At 62.7% G+C, this 17,060-nt stretch carries 20 protein-coding genes; 6 read left to right on the top strand and 14 right to left on the bottom strand.

Features of this window, described 5'->3' with window-relative positions; genetic code table 11:
• Window positions 1-76: 76 nt before the first annotated feature.
• The 6 genes from J2739_RS10695 to J2739_RS10670 form a co-directional block, all read right to left on the bottom strand.
• Window positions 77-1,033: an AraC family transcriptional regulator gene (locus J2739_RS10695; protein ID WP_309901332.1), complete on the bottom strand. Its 957-nt coding sequence runs from the start codon at window positions 1,031-1,033 to the stop codon at window positions 77-79.
• A gap of 172 nt (window positions 1,034-1,205) precedes the next feature.
• A complete protein-coding gene (locus tag J2739_RS10690) occupies window positions 1,206-2,123 on the bottom strand; it encodes an NADP-dependent oxidoreductase (RefSeq protein ID WP_309901330.1) in 918 nt (305 codons plus the stop codon).
• Between the two features lie 24 nt (window positions 2,124-2,147).
• Window positions 2,148-2,690, bottom strand: coding sequence for a carboxymuconolactone decarboxylase family protein (locus tag J2739_RS10685; RefSeq protein ID WP_309901327.1), 543 nt, complete (start codon window positions 2,688-2,690; stop codon window positions 2,148-2,150).
• A 59-nt stretch (window positions 2,691-2,749) separates the two neighbouring features.
• Window positions 2,750-3,445 (bottom strand): nitroreductase family protein, encoded by a 696-nt coding sequence (locus J2739_RS10680; protein ID WP_309901326.1) that lies wholly within the window; start codon window positions 3,443-3,445, stop codon window positions 2,750-2,752.
• A 313-nt stretch (window positions 3,446-3,758) separates the two neighbouring features.
• The gene (locus J2739_RS10675) at window positions 3,759-4,574 is read right to left on the bottom strand and encodes a transglutaminase-like domain-containing protein (RefSeq protein WP_309901323.1); all 816 of its coding nucleotides are present in this window, start codon (window positions 4,572-4,574) and stop codon (window positions 3,759-3,761) included.
• Between the two features lie 61 nt (window positions 4,575-4,635).
• The gene (locus tag J2739_RS10670; RefSeq protein WP_309901321.1) at window positions 4,636-5,139 is read right to left on the bottom strand and encodes a hypothetical protein; all 504 of its coding nucleotides are present in this window, start codon (window positions 5,137-5,139) and stop codon (window positions 4,636-4,638) included.
• A gap of 438 nt (window positions 5,140-5,577) precedes the next feature.
• Between J2739_RS10670 and J2739_RS10665 the strand changes: the two genes are divergently transcribed.
• Window positions 5,578-5,838 carry a hypothetical protein gene (locus J2739_RS10665; RefSeq protein ID WP_309901319.1) on the top strand — a complete coding sequence of 87 codons (261 nt, stop codon included), beginning with the start codon at window positions 5,578-5,580 and terminating at the stop codon, window positions 5,836-5,838.
• Between the two features lie 135 nt (window positions 5,839-5,973).
• On the opposite strand, the gene J2739_RS10660 is transcribed toward J2739_RS10665, so the two are convergent.
• Window positions 5,974-6,132, bottom strand: coding sequence for a DUF3309 family protein (locus J2739_RS10660; protein ID WP_309901317.1), 159 nt, complete (start codon window positions 6,130-6,132; stop codon window positions 5,974-5,976).
• Window positions 6,133-6,346: 214 nt separating this feature from the next.
• Window positions 6,347-7,081, bottom strand: a complete 735-nt coding sequence (locus tag J2739_RS10655; protein ID WP_405053868.1) for a Crp/Fnr family transcriptional regulator — start codon at window positions 7,079-7,081, stop codon at window positions 6,347-6,349.
• Between the two features lie 273 nt (window positions 7,082-7,354).
• On the opposite strand from J2739_RS10655, the gene J2739_RS10650 reads away from it, so the two are divergent.
• The 4 genes from J2739_RS10650 to J2739_RS10635 all read left to right on the top strand — a co-directional run bounded on the left by J2739_RS10650 (window position 7,355) and on the right by J2739_RS10635 (window position 11,605).
• Window positions 7,355-9,043 carry a SagB family peptide dehydrogenase gene (locus J2739_RS10650; RefSeq protein WP_309901315.1) on the top strand — a complete coding sequence of 563 codons (1,689 nt, stop codon included), beginning with the start codon at window positions 7,355-7,357 and terminating at the stop codon, window positions 9,041-9,043.
• 309 nt (window positions 9,044-9,352) lie between these two features.
• Window positions 9,353-9,943 carry a hypothetical protein gene (locus tag J2739_RS10645; protein ID WP_309901314.1) on the top strand — a complete coding sequence of 197 codons (591 nt, stop codon included), beginning with the start codon at window positions 9,353-9,355 and terminating at the stop codon, window positions 9,941-9,943.
• 110 nt (window positions 9,944-10,053) lie between these two features.
• Entirely contained in the window at window positions 10,054-10,773 is a 720-nt protein-coding gene (locus J2739_RS10640; RefSeq protein WP_309901312.1) for a Crp/Fnr family transcriptional regulator, read from the top strand.
• 139 nt (window positions 10,774-10,912) lie between these two features.
• Window positions 10,913-11,605 carry a Crp/Fnr family transcriptional regulator gene (locus J2739_RS10635; protein ID WP_309901310.1) on the top strand — a complete coding sequence of 231 codons (693 nt, stop codon included), beginning with the start codon at window positions 10,913-10,915 and terminating at the stop codon, window positions 11,603-11,605.
• A gap of 163 nt (window positions 11,606-11,768) precedes the next feature.
• Here the strand turns inward: J2739_RS10635 and J2739_RS10630 are convergent, their stop codons facing one another.
• The 6 genes from J2739_RS10630 to J2739_RS10605 all read right to left on the bottom strand — a co-directional run bounded on the left by J2739_RS10630 (window position 11,769) and on the right by J2739_RS10605 (window position 16,302).
• Window positions 11,769-12,023: a DUF1488 family protein gene (locus J2739_RS10630; RefSeq protein WP_309901308.1), complete on the bottom strand. Its 255-nt coding sequence runs from the start codon at window positions 12,021-12,023 to the stop codon at window positions 11,769-11,771.
• Window positions 12,024-12,393: 370 nt separating this feature from the next.
• Window positions 12,394-13,458 (bottom strand): glycosyltransferase family 4 protein, encoded by a 1,065-nt coding sequence (locus J2739_RS10625; RefSeq protein WP_309902114.1) that lies wholly within the window; start codon window positions 13,456-13,458, stop codon window positions 12,394-12,396.
• Between the two features lie 318 nt (window positions 13,459-13,776).
• Window positions 13,777-14,409: a response regulator gene (locus J2739_RS10620; RefSeq protein ID WP_309902112.1), complete on the bottom strand. Its 633-nt coding sequence runs from the start codon at window positions 14,407-14,409 to the stop codon at window positions 13,777-13,779.
• Window positions 14,410-14,610: 201 nt separating this feature from the next.
• Entirely contained in the window at window positions 14,611-14,880 is a 270-nt protein-coding gene (locus tag J2739_RS10615; protein WP_309901306.1) for a glycine zipper domain-containing protein, read from the bottom strand.
• A gap of 321 nt (window positions 14,881-15,201) precedes the next feature.
• Window positions 15,202-15,600: a hypothetical protein gene (locus J2739_RS10610; protein WP_309901304.1), complete on the bottom strand. Its 399-nt coding sequence runs from the start codon at window positions 15,598-15,600 to the stop codon at window positions 15,202-15,204.
• Window positions 15,601-15,807: 207 nt separating this feature from the next.
• Window positions 15,808-16,302, bottom strand: a complete 495-nt coding sequence (locus tag J2739_RS10605; RefSeq protein WP_309901302.1) for a hypothetical protein — start codon at window positions 16,300-16,302, stop codon at window positions 15,808-15,810.
• A 210-nt stretch (window positions 16,303-16,512) separates the two neighbouring features.
• Between J2739_RS10605 and J2739_RS10600 the strand changes: the two genes are divergently transcribed.
• On the top strand, window positions 16,513-17,031 hold the full coding sequence (locus J2739_RS10600) for a hypothetical protein (protein WP_309901300.1): 519 nt from the start codon (window positions 16,513-16,515) through the stop codon (window positions 17,029-17,031).
• The last annotated feature ends 29 nt before the right edge of the window (window positions 17,032-17,060 follow it).

Raw genomic sequence — 17,060 nt, 5'->3', positions numbered from 1 at the left:
TGATCTGATCGCGCCGGCACAAAGTTCGGGTTCGAGGAGCGGCACTTCCAGCGACCCCATAAAAGAGAGCTCGCCACTATTGACCCTCGCTGGCCGAACGGCGCCATTGCCCGGGCGTCATTCCCATCCATTCGGCGAACGCACGCCGGAATGCCGCCTCGGATTGATACCCTACGGACTCGGCTACGGCCGCGGTCGTGATCCCCGGCTTCCTCAACTCGTTGGCGGCCAGGGTCATGCGGATATCGGTCAACAGGTCGATCGCCGAGCGCCCCAGCTTGTCCTGAAAGTGCCGCATGAAGGTAGCGCGCGACATGCTGCACAAGTCGGCCAGTTCATGCAGCTTCCAGGGGCGCGCCGGATCAGCAAACAAGGCTGAAATGGCCGGCGCCAGGCGAGGATGACCGGCCAACGCCAGCAAGCCAGCGGGCGCATGCTCGGATTCGCTGGCTGCGCGCAAGACGATTGTGAACAGCGCAGAGGACAGCGCGTTCAGCACGGCATTTCCGCCCAATTTGCCGCTGGTCGACTCCAGCCGCATCAGATTCATCAGACCGGTCAGGTGCTGCGAAGCGGAGCTGACACCTTCGTCGGCATTGCCGTCGGACGCCCGTATGACAACATTCGTGGGCAGGTAATCGCGAACCAAGCGGTCATGCGGTTGCCTGACGAAGAACCTGCCGCACAAGAGATCCAGACGCTCGCCCGAGCCATCGTTCTCGCTGAGCATCCAACCTGCAGAATCTCGGCGATTGTGTGTGGGTGCCGGGGCCCGTCCACTGCCGTCGTCCAGCACGTGCTCCGAGCCATGAGGCAGCAGCACAATGTCTCCGCCAACCAGCTCCGTGATCGTCTCCAACTTCGAGTCTTTGAGAATGGCCCGGCCCTTGAGCACGATGTGATAGGGAATCTCGTCTGCCGCGGCCTGGGGCCAGGAGACGCGCCAAGGCACGCCGTAAGCGCAGCGGACCTCCAGCCTGCCTGTGACGGTGATCATTCGCAGTAGCTGGCTCAGCCAATCGACTTCGGACATGGGAATCTCGGGACTTGTTCGAAAAATAGAATCGCATTGGCCGTCGCAACAGATCGCCGATGTAGAGGAAGCGACCGCAAATCAGATTCTCCTGAAGACGATCGCCCGCCAAGCCGACCAGCGCCGTTCTGATCATTCGCGAGGGACACGGAACTGCGCTCCTGCCAGGTCGTCACGGACGAATCCGGATGACCGTCTTCCCATTGATCCTCTCGGTGCGGTTGAAGGCAGTGACAGCATCTTCGAGGGGCACGACCCTACCGATGTGCGTCCGCAGTCGTCCGTCCCGGACCCGCCGGACGATCTCACCCAGTTGTGTACGGTCGGACTCGACAACGAAGTCGACCGCCAGGCCGTCGGTGGGCCGCACTTCCGAAGGCCCGACGACGGAGACCAGCGTTCCTCCTGTCCGCACCATGCGCGCGGACCGTTCCCCGATCTCGCCACCGATGAGATCGAACACCAGATCCACTCCGCCTATGTTTTCAAGGACCTCGTGATCGAGGTCGACGAACTCGTGCGCGCCGAAATCCAGCGCAGCCTGACGGTCAGCGGCGCGCCCCGTACCCACGACATAGGCACCGAACTCACGCGCGAGTTGCGTCACGATGGATCCCACAGCCCCGGCAGCGCCATGGGCGAGTACCCTTTGGCCAGCACGAAGCCGGCCATGATCGAACAGTCCCTGCCACGCGGTGAGACCCGAGATTGGCAGGCTGGCCCCCACGGTAAAGTCGATGTCGTTCGACAGCGGCGCCAGGTTGCGGGCCTCGACCGCCACATACTCCGCCAGGGTACCGTCGCGATACCAATCCGTGATGCCGAATACCCGCTGGCCCACCGAGAGTCCCGTCGTGCCGTAGCCGAGAGAGGTGACGACCCCGGCGAGTTCGTGTCCCGGGACGGACGGTGTTCGGATCCGGCCGACGCGATCGGTCCAGGTCGAAGGCCACGCCAACTCAGTGCCCACGAATCCCGACGCATGAACCTGAACGACGACGTCGTTGATCGCAGGCACAGGGTCGGAACGCTCCACCAGCTTCATTCCGGCTTTTCCGGCAGCCGGGTCCGTCACAACAATCGCTTTCATGAGATCTCTCCTTATGGGTTGCATTCAGATCGAGCCGGCCGGGGCAACGGCGGGAAAGTCCTTCTCAGGATCGAACAAGTTGTTGAAGAAGTTCGTCAGAGAGTACATGGCCACCAGCGCGACGATCTCGATGACGTGCGCATCCGTGTAGCCAGCATCGCGAACGGCTTGCAGATCGTCGTCACTGACTCTGCCGCGGCTCTCGATGACTTTGCGCGCGAACTGGACGGCAGCGTGCCGCTTCGAATCAGTGGCATGTCCCTGCCGAGCGAGGATGATTTCGTCGGCTGACATCTTCGCCATCCGCTCGGCCGTAAAGCTGTGAACCGTGAGGCAGTAGTCGCACCCATTCACTTCCGAGACCGCCAGGCCGATGCTGTCGCGCGTCTTCACGTCCAGCACCTTGCTCAGCGAGCCGAGCAGTGTGGCCCATGCGTTGAACGCGATCGGGCTCAGCGCGAAGGTGGCCATCATGTTCGGGGTGAAGCCGATGTTCTTGGTGAACATATCGAGGGTGGGTTTCGACTCTGCCGGCACTTGTCGCGGCGTGGGTAGTGTTCTGGGCATCGCAGGCTCCTTGGGTTTTCAAAGATTGGGAAATCGGGGGGGCGAGGGTCTGTGCCTGGCTATACGAGATCCAGCACATCGGCCACCGGACGGCGCGGCTTTTGCGGCCAATTTCCCGGCCGCTCCGCTCCGACGGTTACCAACATGACCGGCACTTCGTTCTCGGCCAGCGCGAACTCGCGGATCAGCGCTTCGGCGTCGAAACCGATCATGGGCGTCGAGCCCAGTCCCCAAGACCGGGCCACGTACATCAGTGCCGTCGCGGCGATGGCGCCTGTGCGCACCGCCTCGTCCCGCTGCTGCTGCGGGTCCTCGTCATAGAGACTGCGAGCGGGGTTCTCCCACTCCGGCACCATCGTCGCCGGCATGACGCCCGCCTGCACCAACGGGGCCAGGCGCCGGGGAATCACGCTGGCATCGGCCAACTGGCCGCAGATGATGAAGGTGACGGCAGCGTCCGTGATCGGGGGCTGATTCCAAGCAATCGGACGCAACCGAGCTTTGGCTTCGGGCGTGCGCACGGCGATGAAGCGCCAGTTCTGCAAGTGGAAGGACGTCGGTGCGGTGGTGGTGATACGCACCAGCTCGCCGATTTGTTCGTCGCTCAAGGTCGCGGCCGGGTCGTAGTACTTGGCGGCGCTCCGACTCAGGATGGTTTCGACGATGGGGTTGGCCGAAGGGATTCCGTCCTGGACCCGGGCGCGGGCGTTCGCGTTGGCGCCGCTGGGAGATTCGATGGCAGGAATATCACTCATGGTTGGGCTCTTCGTTGGTAGGAGCCGCAACTTTAAGATCCGGGAATGTAAATTACGATGCTCGCTAGCGCCGTTTTTATGCCCTAAAGGATCATGCATCGGAGCTTGCCCGAATGGGGAAAGTGCGGTCCGGTCGGCCAGGGATGGCAGACCACAGGGAGCAAGGCACGTTGCTCAAGGCCGATTGCGACCCAGCACTCCCTCGGGCCAAGCGAACAAGAAGACCGGTTTCAGAGGCGCGTTTGCACAGATCCTCCGGATGCAAACGAACAGCAGCCCATCTGAATGGCTTGCCATGCGAACGCGGGGGGAATCACTGGACCTCGTCGCACCAGACCTTGAATCCGTCCAGCTCGTTGGGGCCGAAGGTGCTGGACAACGCCACGTCGCTGGCGTCGCGCCCCTGCGCAATCAGTACGCGGCCGATGCGGGGCACGTTGTTGCGCGCATCGAAGGTGTACCAGCGGTCGCCCAGGAAAGCCTCGAACCAGCCCGCAAAGTCCATCGTGCCGTACGGCGGCAGGGTCCCGACATCGCCGAGGTAGCCGGTGCAATAGCGCGCGGGAATGTTCAGGCAGCGACAGAGCGTGACCGCCAAGTGCGCATAGTCGCGACACACGCCTTGCTTTTCCTTGAAAGCCTCAAAAGCCGAACGGGTGCGCCGCGCGTGCTGGTAGCCGAACTCGATGTGCTGGTGCACGAAATCGCAGACCGCCTGCACGCGGCCCCAGCCTGTCGGGCCGCTCCCGAAGCGCTGCCAAGCAAAATCGGATAGCAGGTCGGTTTCGCAGTAGCGACTGCCCAGCAGGTAGAGCAGGGTGGACTCGGGCAGCAACTCCACCGGCGTCTGCGGCGCCGAGGGCACCACGAGGTCCGTCTCCCCGCTGTCGTGGACCACGGTATTCGCGCCCAACACGAAGCGGCCCCTGGGGGCGACCAGGCGTGTGCACCAGTTCCCGAACAGATCGCGGTACGCGGTGGTGGGTACGGCCGGCGTCGTGAGCAGATGGTCAGGGTGCAGAAGGTCCGAGGCGCGCGAGTAATGAATACTGAGGGTCAGGATCATCGGCGTCGGCTGGGGAAACTTGTAGGCGATTTCAAAACCAAGATGGATGTTCATGAGCCCCATGATGCGCCTTGATTCGCAATTCCGACGGGGATTCTTGAGATGGATCGCCGAACTCGCCGTGCTATTCAAACCGTATCTGGGCCACCGTCGGGGCATCCGGTCCCTTGGTATTCGCATTGGCGATGGCACCGTCTTTTGTGAACCAGTAGCGGCAACCTGTTTGCATCAGCATCGTGACGCACATATGGCCATCGGCTTTGAGGTTCCACCTACCCGACGCGCTGCCGGGGCCGCTTAGGTTGACAAAGTCGACGTGGCCGTCCGAATGGAATTCCCAGCGCGAAATCATTCCGGTCACAAGATTGTTCGAAACGATGGCCTTGCCAATCAAGGTTCTCTCGATTTCGGCCTTGCTCAGGAACACGCGATCCTGGGCTGGCACCGGCTCCTCGGAGATGGCGGGAACGACAGCGATGCACAACAGCACGCGGATGAGGCAACGGGTGAACATGACGGCCCCTTCGTGACGTTGCCGGAAACGTCGCTCGAACAACGGGGCAAGCTCGACCAAAACTTGGGTCCGTCGCGTTGAGGCATGCGCGACGGCGAAGGCCTTCTTCGACAAGTCTGCTCAGCCAGGTCATCTCCTCGAGTATTCATGGCGGTTACACCGCAGTAACCACAAAATGCAACTCTTATGTCGCGCAGCCCGCGGCTCCGCCAAGGGACCGCTGCCAGGAACGGAGCCGAGGCCTGGCGCACTTCCGCCGATCGACGACGGCGGGCATCTGTCACGCCAGCTGCCAAGTTCGCAATGACACGATGTGTGCTCCGATTGCCCCTCTGCGAGTGACGAGGGGTGACGCACGGGGGCGGAAGCGAGATGTCAAGGCGCCAGGGACGGCCTCAGATCAGTATGCCTGCCCTTTCGACACCGCATGTACTGCGGATGTAAGCATCGATCGTCTCGACATCGTTCCGGAAGCGCAGGCATTGCATCCCCTCGCATGTTGGACTGGCAGGCAGAAAAGACCCATACTGCGATGGCCTACGGGAGGCGCAAATGGAAAGCGTTGAGAATCTTGAGCAAACCGAAACTGGCCCGCGTCACGTTATTCAGGGCACGTACCAAGGCACCCGGATTGAAGTGATTGCCGGCTACAGCATCGATGCCGACGAGTGGCTGTTTCACGTGTATCTTCACCACAGCCAGGGACACGCCGATCGCTTGACCGAACTGCCGACAAGCCACCGGGCAAACAGCTTGCAAGATGCCTTTGACCAAGGTTTGAAGCTTGCTATGTCCCACCTAACGTCCAAGTGACTCGGCCTTTCACTGATCGGCTGACCCTCAGCATCGGATACCCGACGAACCGAGCTGGCCCCGGTAATCTGAACAGGCCGACAAGGTGGAAACTGCTCCTGAGAGCGAGGATCTCGCCCGTGCGATCAGCCGCGGCTATATCTTGCCCAGCAGCAACAGGACGACCACGACCAGCAGCACCAGCCCGATGCCGCCACTGGGACCGTAGCCCCATCCCCGACTGTGGGGCCAGCTTGGAATCGCGCCGATGAGCAGCAGGACCACGATGATCAGCAGAATTGTTCCGAGTGTCATTTCATCTCTCCAGCAGTGAGTCGTAGCAGCGCAGCGTTCGGGAAAACGCACGCAGTGCACCAATTCCGCTTTCTTCGCAAGGTCCAAGGCAAGACGACGGTGACTCCGGTGAAATCCCGGAAGCCATCAAGACGCCGCACCTGCGATGCTAGCCAAACGATAACGATCGTCTGTGCGCTAGCGCACGGTGAGAGCGATTGCCGCGTTCGCCCGATCAGGTCGCTATTTCGTGGGGGAGCAGGCGCGCGGTCTCGCGCTTCACCACTTCGTAGCACTCGCACACGTGCCGTTCCAGACCCGGACGATCCAGAACCGTGATGTGACCCCGTGAATAGTGGATCAGATTCAGCCGCTGCAGCTTGCCGGCCGCTTCCGTCACGCCTTCTCGCCGCACGCCGAGCATGTTGGCAATGAGTTCCTGCGTCATGACCAGTTCGTTGCCCGGCAGTCTGTCGAGGCTCAACAAGAGCCAGCGGCACAGCTGCTGTTCGAGCGAATGGTGTCGATTGCAGACGGCCGTCTGTGACATCTGCGTGATGAGTGTCTGGGTATAGCGCAGCAGGAGGTGGAGCAAGGGCCCTCCCTTCTCGACCAGCTGCCTGACGTGGCCGGCGCCCATGCGAAACGCATGGCCGGCACTTTGCACCACCGCGCGGTTCGGCGTGCTGCCCCCGCCCATCAGGAGCGAGACACCGACCATGCCCTCGAACCCCACGACAGCGATCTCGGCGGATTGCCCATTCTCGAGCACATAGAGCAGCGAAACGATGCAGTCGGTCGGGAAGTACACGTGCTGCTGGGCCACCCCCGATTCGTAGAGAACCTGGCCCAACCGGAGCGGAACCAGTTCGAGGAGGGGTGCCACCTCGGCCCACACATCCGGAGGCATCACCTCCAGGAGGCCGTTGTGCGCTGAAGCGGAGCGGGGCGATGTCGCAGTCAAGGCCATGAAGATCGGAACTCCAAATTGAACACCTTGCGGACAATGTAACGCCGTTCTTGCGCATTGCCCCGGTCTGTTGACGCCAGGCGCATGGCGATCTGTGCGGCATCGCACAGAGCAACTCGCTCGCCAGCGTTAGGGTGGTGCTTCCATTCCCAGCATGAAGGGCGAGACGATGCTCCCGTTAGCAACCACGGGCCGGCGCTGAGATGCACGACGCCGACAAGCTCGAGGCGGTGCTGCGCTATCACGAACGCACCAAGCACCATCTCCACCGTTATGCCCACGCTCCCGGTCACCCTGGATTGGGTGAACCAACCCAATCCGTTTCGCCGCTACGAGGGAGCGCCGCTCACGCAGTTGCCCATCCTCGGCGCGGACGAGGAGCCGCTGTCACCTCCGTACGAGGACATCTTTCGGCGAGGTGCGGTGCCGAGCGCGCCCCTCACCCTGCGCTCGCTGTCGCGGCTGTTCGAGTACGCGCTTGCACTGTCGGGCTGGAAGCAGGCAGGTGACACACGCTGGGCGCTGCGCAGCAACCCCTCGAGCGGCAACCTGCATCCCACCGAGAGCTACCTGCTGATCGGCGCGCTTCCCGGCCTGGCGCCCCCGCCCGGCCTGTACCACTACGCGCCGAGGGTGCACGCTCTGGAACGGCGCACGACCGGCTCCGCCGGCTGGTTCGCCCAGTTGATGCGCGAGTTTCCCCCGCAGGCCTTTCTGGTCGGCCTCTCATCGATCTTATGGCGCGAAGCCTGGAAGTACGGCGAGCGAGCGTTCCGCTATTGCCAACACGACGTGGGCCATGCCATCGCCACGCTTCGCATCGCCGCTGCGACCCTCGGATGGAGCGCTGTCGTGTTGCACGGCGTGGCCGATGAGACCATCGAAGCCTTGCTGGGGCTCGACCGTGCCGAGGATTTCGCAGGCGCCGAGCGCGAACAGCCGGAACTCGTCATGCTCGTCTGGCCGAACGACTCGGCCGGGCCATGGTGTGCAGGCGCGCAGCGCACGCTGCCGCTCGGCCTCGATCCGCTGCTGGCGCGCGAGCTCGCGAAGCAGCAAGGCTGGTGCGGGAAAGCGAACCGGCTCAGCCGCGACGACCCGGTCGCCTGGACCGCCATCGACGAGGTGGCACTGGCTTCGCGCAAAGCGATCGGAGCGCACGCGGGCCTGGCGCTGTTCGACGCGCCCGCTCCAGCGCATCGACATGCGGTGCTTACGGACGGACCGCCGGCCGGCCGGATCATCCGTCAGCGGCGAAGCCTGCTGGCCTGCGACGGCCGGACCTCGATCACGGCCGAGCGCTTCTACGGCATGCTCGCGCGCGTGATGCCGCGCGTGGATCTGGAAGCGAACCGTCGGCCGTCGCCCTGGGACGTCATGGCCTGGGAGCCGCGCATCCACCTCGCGATGTTCGTTCATCGGGTGGACGCACTCGACCCGGGGCTGTACGTGCTCGTCCGCGACCCTGGCAAGCTGGAGAAGCTGAAGGGTGCCATGCATCGACACTTCGACTGGTCCAGCCCACCCGGATGCCCGGCGGACCTTCCCCTTCGCAAGCTGGAAAGCGGCGATGCAAGACAGCTCGCGACGCAAGTGAGCTGCATGCAGGACATCGCTGGCGACGGGGTCTTTTCGCTCGGCATGATCGCCGAGTATCGGGACGCCCTTTTCACGCACGGGCCCTGGTTCTATTGCCCGCTCTTTTGGGAAGCCGGGATCATCGGGCAGGTGTTGTACCTCGAGTCCGAAGCCGCCGGCATCCGGGGCACGGGCATCGGCTGCTTCTTCGACGACCCGATGCACCGGGTGTTCGGCTTCAGCGACCTGGCCTTCCAGTCGCTCTATCACTTCACGGTCGGTGGCCCGGTGCAGGACAGCCGACTGACCACCCTGGCGCCCTACGGTGTGCATGCGGAACAGCCGGGGCGAGGCGACGAAGATCTCGGAAAACAGGATCAGTGAAGGCCTTGTTTGGCCTGCGCCTGGCTCGCCATCTTCGTGGCTGTTTCCATCTGCTGGGCTACCTGGGCCTGTGCTTCCGCGGCGATGCCCATGAGGGTCTGCGCGTGCTCGCGGCAAGTTCCGGCGACTGCACGAAGCGCGCGATGAGGGCCGCACTGGCCGGAGAGACCGCAAACTCGAGCCGGCGATCACCTCTGCGCCATTTATAGGAGCCCACACGGATTCCGTCGGTACGCTAGCGAACCGACAGAAGATGTCGCGCACTCTACAAGGGTGACATGGGCGCAGCCCGAATCCGAACAGATCACCATGGAATACGACCTCAGCTCCACCCGGCTTCCCTATCGCGGATGGGAAATACGCAGCCATCTCACATCCGTTTCAATCGACGGCACCGTGGCGGCGGGCGCGGTGCTATTTGTCGGTGACGATTGCAAGTGCCACATCATGTCGTGCAGGCAATTCGCCAACGGCTGCGATGCCATTCGTGCGATCGAACAAAGAGCCGCACGCTGGATCGATGTCCGAGAAGCCAGTTCGGAGGCCTCCCCCCTCGAACACGCGCCCTTCTTCGATGAACTGTTGCGCTCCGTTTCATTTTGGGTGCTCATCGACGCGCGCCTGGTGAACGCGAGCATCCGGCGAGAGACCTTGCACGATTGCTATCGCCCGACCGCCGACAACGACGATCCACTCGACACCTATCAACTTCATGCGTCTGAGATCGACGCGGCTGTTCACCGCCGCGTTGCGGAAGGCTCGGTCGAACCGGTCGTGTTGCGTCAATTCGATCTGCACGAGGCGGACGGCAAAGGCGTCGATCCGCCCGACAGAGCACGGTGGGTGCACCGGGAAGCGCTGGCATCGGCAGGCGCGGTGCAGTGCCTGCCGGCGGGTTGATCCGCTTTCCACGGGGAGCCGGCAGGCACGCATCTGCTGCCGATTCTCTGTAAGCTTGGAGCAGAACCGCGTCGGCCATTCTCGATGCCGAACCCACCGGAAGAACCCTGATGACCGCTTCGCCAGACCCAAGGAAAAACCGCCTGCTCGCGGCGCTGCCGGACGGCGAATGGCGGCGCTGGCGGCCTCAGCTTGAATGGGTCGAGATGCCGCTGGGCCAGGTGCTGTACGAATCGGGTGGCACGCTGAGCCACGTCTACTTTCCGATCACATCCATCGTCTCGCTGTTGTACGTGATGGAGAACGGCGCCTCGGCGGAGATCGCCGTCGTCGGCAACGAAGGCATCGTCGGCATCTCCCTGTTCATGGGGGGCCAATCCACGCCGAGCCGCGCGGTCGTGCAGAGTGCGGGCCAAGGCTACCGGCTGAAGGCTCAGGTCATGAAAGAAGAGTTCGATCAGGCCGGCCCGGTGCTGCATCTGCTGCTGCGCTACACCCAGGCGCTCATTACGCAGATGGCGCAAACCGCGGTTTGCAACCGGCACCATTCGCTGGACCAGCAGCTGTGCCGCTGGCTCCTGCTGAGTCTGGACCGCCTGCAGGGAAGCGAACTCGTGATGACGCAGGAGCTGATCGCCAACATGCTCGGCGTGCGCCGCGAGGGTGTGACAGAGGGCGCCCTGAAGCTGCAGCAAGCCGGCCTGATCCGATACGCGCGCGGGCGCATCTCGGTGCTGAACCGGCCTGGCCTGGAGGAGCGTACGTGCGAGTGCTATGGCGTAGTCAAGAAGGAGTACGACCGGCTGCTACCGGAGAAGCTGGCGAGCTGAGTCCTTGTTTGCTGCTCTGTGCGCCACCAGACAGTCACGTTGAGGCAGCTGCCTCAGACTGGTGGCACTGTCGGGCATGTGTCCGATGGCAATGCGATCCTGCGTCACCTGAAGTGGCCGCAGCAAGCTGGAGAACCCCGTGGCCACTGTCGAGAACCATCTCATCGAACTGCTTCCGCGTCACGATCGCCGAAGCTTGCTGGCCCTGTGCGAGCCCGTTCAATTGGTGATGGCCGAGGTCCTGTGCGAGCCCGGCGAGCCAACCCGGCATGTCTACTTCCCCATCGACGGCTTCATCTCGCTCGTGGCGCAGATCGACGGCGATGCGGGGTTGGAGGTCGGCCTGGTCGGCCGTGAGGGGATGATGGGTGCGCAGCTGGTACTGGGCGTACCCACGGTGCCGCTGCATGCGATGGTGCAGGGCCCGGGCGCGGCATGGCGCATCGCCACGGCCGACTTCAAGGGCGAGCTGGTGCGCAGCGCGGCGCTGCGGCGCAGCCTGAACCGCTACATCTACGTATTGATGTCGCAACTGGCCGGCTCGGCCGCATGCCTGCGCTTTCATCTGATCGGTCCCCGCTTGGCGCGCTGGCTGCTGATGAGCCAGGACCGTGCCCACTCCGACAGTTTCCATGTGACGCACGAGTTCCTGGCACTCATGCTCGGCGTGCGTCGGGTCGGGATCACGACGGCCGCCAGTGCCTTGCAGCGAAGCGGATTGATCGAATACCACCGCGGCGACCTGACGGTGCTCGACCGTGGCGGACTCGAGGCAATAGCGTGCGGGTGCTATGCCGCCGACCGGCACAGTTACGCGGAACTGTTGCGCTGATCCGAACAGAGGCGCTCCAATAGTTGCATGGGCGTCACTGCTCCTGGGCTGGGTCGGATTCCATTAGTTAGGGCGCGGCAAACAGCTGCGCCTGTTGGCGCCAGCCTGTTCGTTGCCGCACATGGGCACCAGACCTTATCGATCGGATCGTCAGCACCAACGCCTAAGCCACAGGGAGGTCGAACTCTCGCAGCATCACCGGTTCCCTGGCACCTTGAGCCAGCCGGCGGCGAACGGCCGCCTCGATGTCCTCTGCATGGCTTTGGTAGGTCTCCATCGGATCCTCGTCACGGCCATCGGGACGGTAGCGGTAGTGCAGCGTTTCCTTGCCGATGCTGGCACCGATCCACTGCGTGTCGACTTGAACCCAGAAGCGCACGGTGCGCGAAGCCTCGTGAAAAAAAGGCGCCTGTGACATGACTGAACTCCAGATGGGATGGATCGACCGCCCGCCCTCGGTTCACGCCTGGGAGCGGCCCTGTGGCGAGCCACGAAGGCGATGATAGGGACAGTCGTCAGCATCGAGGAACCGCCCACTGCGGGCGAGTGCAAAAGCGACCTCTACCAGCGCCGGCGGACTGTCAACCATAAGCATGGACCGATCCATGACATTCGTCCGTGCGCTAGCGCACAGTAGAAACCGTTCTCGCCAGGCGATTCAAAAGATGAGGAACGCCTCTCGACACACTGCGGCGCTTCGGAAGATGCCCCTTAGCGGGGCTGGCCAGGCATCCTGTGGCGATGGATCTCCTTGCCTGTGTGGCCTGGGTTGCCAGGTCGTGATGCGCTCATGCGGCTTCGCCTTCCAGATGCCCGCTGCGACTGGCTCGCACGAGTTGCCAATACAGCTGCGAGTAACGCGTTGCCATGGCGTGCGCCGTGAAACGCTGTTCGAACGTGGCGCGAATGCGCGCCCGTGGCAAATGGCGCACCGCATCGACCGCAGCGACCGCCTGCCGGATATCGTCGACGATCCAGCCGGTGATGCCAGGTTCCACGATTTCGGGCACCGAGCCGCAGCGCCAAGCGATAACAGGGGTGCCGCAGGCCATCGCCTCGATCATCACCAGCCCAAAAGGCTCAGGCCAGTCTATTGGGAACAGCAGCGCGCGGGCCTGGCCGAGAAAGTCACTCTTGAGCTCGTCTCCAATCTCCCCGATGTAAGTCACCAGGGGATGGTCCAGCAGCGGCCGAATTCGCTGCTCGAAATAGGCGCGGTCGACCTCGTCCACCTTGGCGGCGATTCGAATCGGAACGCCAGCGGCCTTGGCAATCTCGATCGCGCGGTCGGGCCGCTTTTCGGGCGAGATGCGCCCCAGGAACGCAAGATACCCACCCGAGCCTTGCGCGCTGTATTGATAGCCTCGCGGGCTCATACCGTGGTACACGGTCGCATACCAATTCGCGTTCGGCAAATGCGTGCGCTGATGGTCGGAGATGGACACGAGGCGGTAGTCGGGCCAGCGCTCATACACCTGCAGAAGGTCCGCAATGTCGAGTCGACCGTGCAGCGTCGTCAGCGTGCGCTCGGGCATGTGCTCGAACATCCCAAAGTGCAGCAAGTCGATATGGAAATGCAGCACATCAAACTCGTGGGCCCGTCGCCGCACCTCGTGCAGCAGCGTCAGGTGGCTCGCCAGGTCAGACTTCAGCGGCGCCGAATCGAGCCGCAGCGGCAGAGCCCGCGTGGCGACCAGTTTGGCCGAGGTCACCGTATCGCCGGATGCGAAGAGTGTGACCTCGTGCCCCTGCTCCACCAACGCCTCGGTGAGATGGGCCACGACCCGCTCCGTACCACCATACAGGCGTGGTGGTACCGCTTCGTAAAGCGGTGCGATCTGAGCAATCCTCATGTCACAAGCCTCTTCGAAGTACAGCATGGCCCCCGCTGCCACGGTGCGCCAAAGGAAACGTGCGCCAGGCTGCCGCGAACCTCCCACCCGTGATAGAAAGAAGAACGAAATCGGGGTCATGGGCCATGTATTGCTCGCACGGAGATTCAAAGACTACTTGTAGAACGCGCTGCACACGCCGTCTGTGCGTTGGCGCACAGACCGTCCGTACGGCTCGGCCGCCGTATGGGAATTTTCCCCACCCATCAATGCCAAGGAGCGAACGATGGAAATGGAAGTTCAACCGGTCCTGAAGCCGGATGAGAGTTGCGCAGAGGCTCAATCGATCAGCTTGTTCTTCAAGGCGTAGTACGTGAGCTCGCTGTTGGAGGAGAGATTCAGCTTCTCCATCAGCCGCGTGCGGTAGGTGCTGATCGTCTTGACGGAAAGGGACAGGGTCTTGGCGATGTCTCCCGTCGTCTCGCCCTTGGCGAGCCTGAGGAAGACCTGGAATTCGCGTTCCGACAGTTGCTCATGCGGTGCCGCGTCGTCCTTCTGGTCAAGCTGGCGCACCAACAATTCGGCTACACCTGGCGTGATGTAGTGGCGGCCTCGTGAGATGGCGCGGATCGCGTTCACGATCTCCATCGGCTCGCATTCCTTGTTGAGGTAGCCGCTCGCGCCCTGGCGGATCAGGTTCATCGCGAAGTGCTCTTCGGGGTAGCCGCTCAGGATGAGGACGCCGACGTCCGGCGCCTTGGCATGGATCATCGCCAGCGCGTCAATGCCGCTTTGCCCGGGCATCGCGAGATCCATCACGAGCACATCGAGTTCCGTGGTGCGCACAAGTTCGATCGCTTCACGACCACTGGCGGCTTCGCCCGTCACGCGCAGATCGACGTACTCCGAGAAGAACTGGCGCAAGCCGGAGCGCACGATGGCGTGGTCGTCCACGACGCCGATTTTGATCATTCTTGTTTCCTCTTTTCTGTCGCCAAGGCCAATATCGTCGAACTTTTCACTCGCGTCTGTGCGCAAGCGTACAAACGCCAATGCGGTCGGCGCGCGACCCGGTCGAGTGCCTGATGCAAACAGATGCGAGGGAATGCCTGCGACGAATGGATCGCGAAAAAAAACGTGCCAGGTGGCACGTCTCTGTCAAAGCGGAAGCGTTCAGTAGCGTGGACCGTTGTTTGGATAGTAGCCACGGTTGTTGTAGTAGTTGCGCTCGTCCGCATTTCTCCCGACTTCGTTGCCGATCAGGCCACCGACGGCGGCTCCTCCCAATGTAGAAGCTGCATTGCCGCCGATCGCATTGCCAAGCACCGCGCCGCCGACCGCTCCGCCGGCGATGCCGAGCTGCTGGTTGGGGCCGGTCCCGGCACATCCGGCCAAAGTCAAGAGGGAACTGATGGCCGCAGCCGTCATCCAGGATGTTTTCATGATGTCCACCTTTCAGTGAGTGATGCGAACAGCGCAGATTGGAGCGAGGTGCACACGCCCGGCCCCTGATTGAGCTCGAAAAGGCCGCATCAGTCACTGTGACCGGAAGCGCGCACTCCGTCTGTTCGGTATCGCGCATAGGTCGTTCGCGGCACGCCGTACATCGTGGTCTGTCGGATCGGGAAGGATTGCGTTCGCCTCCCTGCGAGTTCTTCACACTGTGCAGTTGTGGCCCGGCGAACTGACAGCCGTGCTAGGCGCATCTGGCAGAAAGGGACAAGAACGCCATCGACGCCCTTGCCAAGAATGCGGGCCAGCGGCTCAGCCCTTCGTCTTCTTCATGGATGCCTTCGCCCTGTCGTGATCGGCCTTGGCCTGGTTGACGCAGGCATCCTTGGCGTCGCCAGCCTGGTCATCGCACTTTTCCTTGGCCACTTCGTATCTCATGTTCGCTTTTTGTTCGGCAACCTTGCGCGCGTGGCCCGCGCTGGGCCTGTACTGCTGCTCCAGCTCCGCCTTGGCAACATTTTCCCTGCCCTTGGCTTCCTTCATGCAGACATCCTGGGCGTTGTCCTTCAGTGCGTCGCACTTCGCTTTCGCCAGCTTGTAGTCGGCTTCAATTTTTTCCTTGGCGACCTTGTATTCGCTCCTGGTCATTGCGAAGGCGCCGGTCATGGCGAAACAGGAAGCAGCCACCGTGAGCGTGAGGAGTGTTTTCATTGGAGTCGTCCTTGATGTCTGTTGGCGAGGCATTGTTCCGAGCGGCCCCGCACCGCTGATGCTGCCCTCGCGGCACCGCAGGCAGTCTGTCCAGTCGGCGCGATTCAGCCGGTAGGCAGGTGCAATCACAGCCTGTAGGGTGCGGGCTGAATCGCTAGTCCATCCGGTCTTACGGCGCACGGCAGAAAGCTCATCCTTCAGGACTGGTCAGGCTTCGGCAGCATGCAGATCCGCGCTTTGCCGTTCGCGGAAACGCGCGCGCAGGAGGGCGATCGACCACCATAGCAGCGCAGCGTTTGCGTACAGGCCGAGCAGAACAATGACTGCGCCGATGTCCGCGAGTCCTCTTTCGACATCCAGCAAGAGCAGAACCAGTGACCACGGGAGCGCGCACAAGATCGCCAGAGGCAGCAGTACGCTACCTTCAGTAGGGTTCAGCGCCGAGGCCGCGAGCGCGACCGCGAATGCGGAGTACGCGCCTGGAAGCCACCAGGAATGGCGATACCAGAGCGGCAGGCGAGGGGAGGGCATGGAAGAAATTGTGAGCTGCATTGCCCGCCGCAACCCGAGCAATTTCGCACGTACCACGAGACTTGTCGTCGTTGTCGCCAGGAGCCCACAACGGCCAGGATCGGCCGTCCTGTTTCCGTCCGGTTCCACCGGCCCGATGCCGTCGCAGTTGGTTGCTCCCGGCTTCAGCATCGTGAGGTCCGACCCATGACATTTGGCTCATTTGCCTGACCTGGGCACTGACGTGCTCGATGTCCGATCGAACTGAGTGTGAACTTTTGCCCTATTCATTGCAGAGAAATCGTTGCCGGCACTGAATCGGTCGGAAGTACAACTAAAGTGCCAATGCGCTTGGGCCGGCGCACCACCTACAGCAACACGGACCCGTTGGAGAAGAAGCAGATGAAGTTATTCAAGATGAGCGCCGCCTTGGCATTGATGGCAGCCGCAGGCCTCGCCAGTGCAACGGTGACCTTCAACCCGGAAACGGGTACCGGCTTCGCCGGCAAAGGCGATGTGCAACTGGCCTTCGGCTGGAACAACGCGCAATTGCAAGCCAGGGCAGCGGGCGTGACGTTCACGTATGTGGCATCCGAGGTCTATACCGCCGTCTGCACCTGGACCACCGGCGAAGGAACCCGCGGAGAGCAGACTCACAATGTCGGGCACACCACGACGGTGGGTGTGGCCGGCACGATTGCGTATGACGTCCGGGTTCGAAATCAGATCACGGGGTTCAACCTGACAGGCTTCTCGGGAACCCCGACGTCCACGGGCAGCGTTCCCGTCGTTGGTGGCGTGTGCCCGGGAAATCAGGGGACGGACGGCGTATGGACTTCAGTGTCCTTGACCTCCTCCAGCGTAGCGCTCAACGCCGTCTACAGTGGCCTGGCCGTCAAGATCTGGCCGCCAGCCATCTGATCGGGATGAGCCGGGGCGCGTCATGCCCC

Origin of the sequence: Variovorax soli, assembly GCF_031454625.1 — a bacterium.
Classification (GTDB): Bacteria; Pseudomonadota; Gammaproteobacteria; order Burkholderiales; family Burkholderiaceae_C; genus Variovorax; species Variovorax soli_A.
This window is presented reverse-complemented; position numbering and strand designations above follow the sequence as displayed.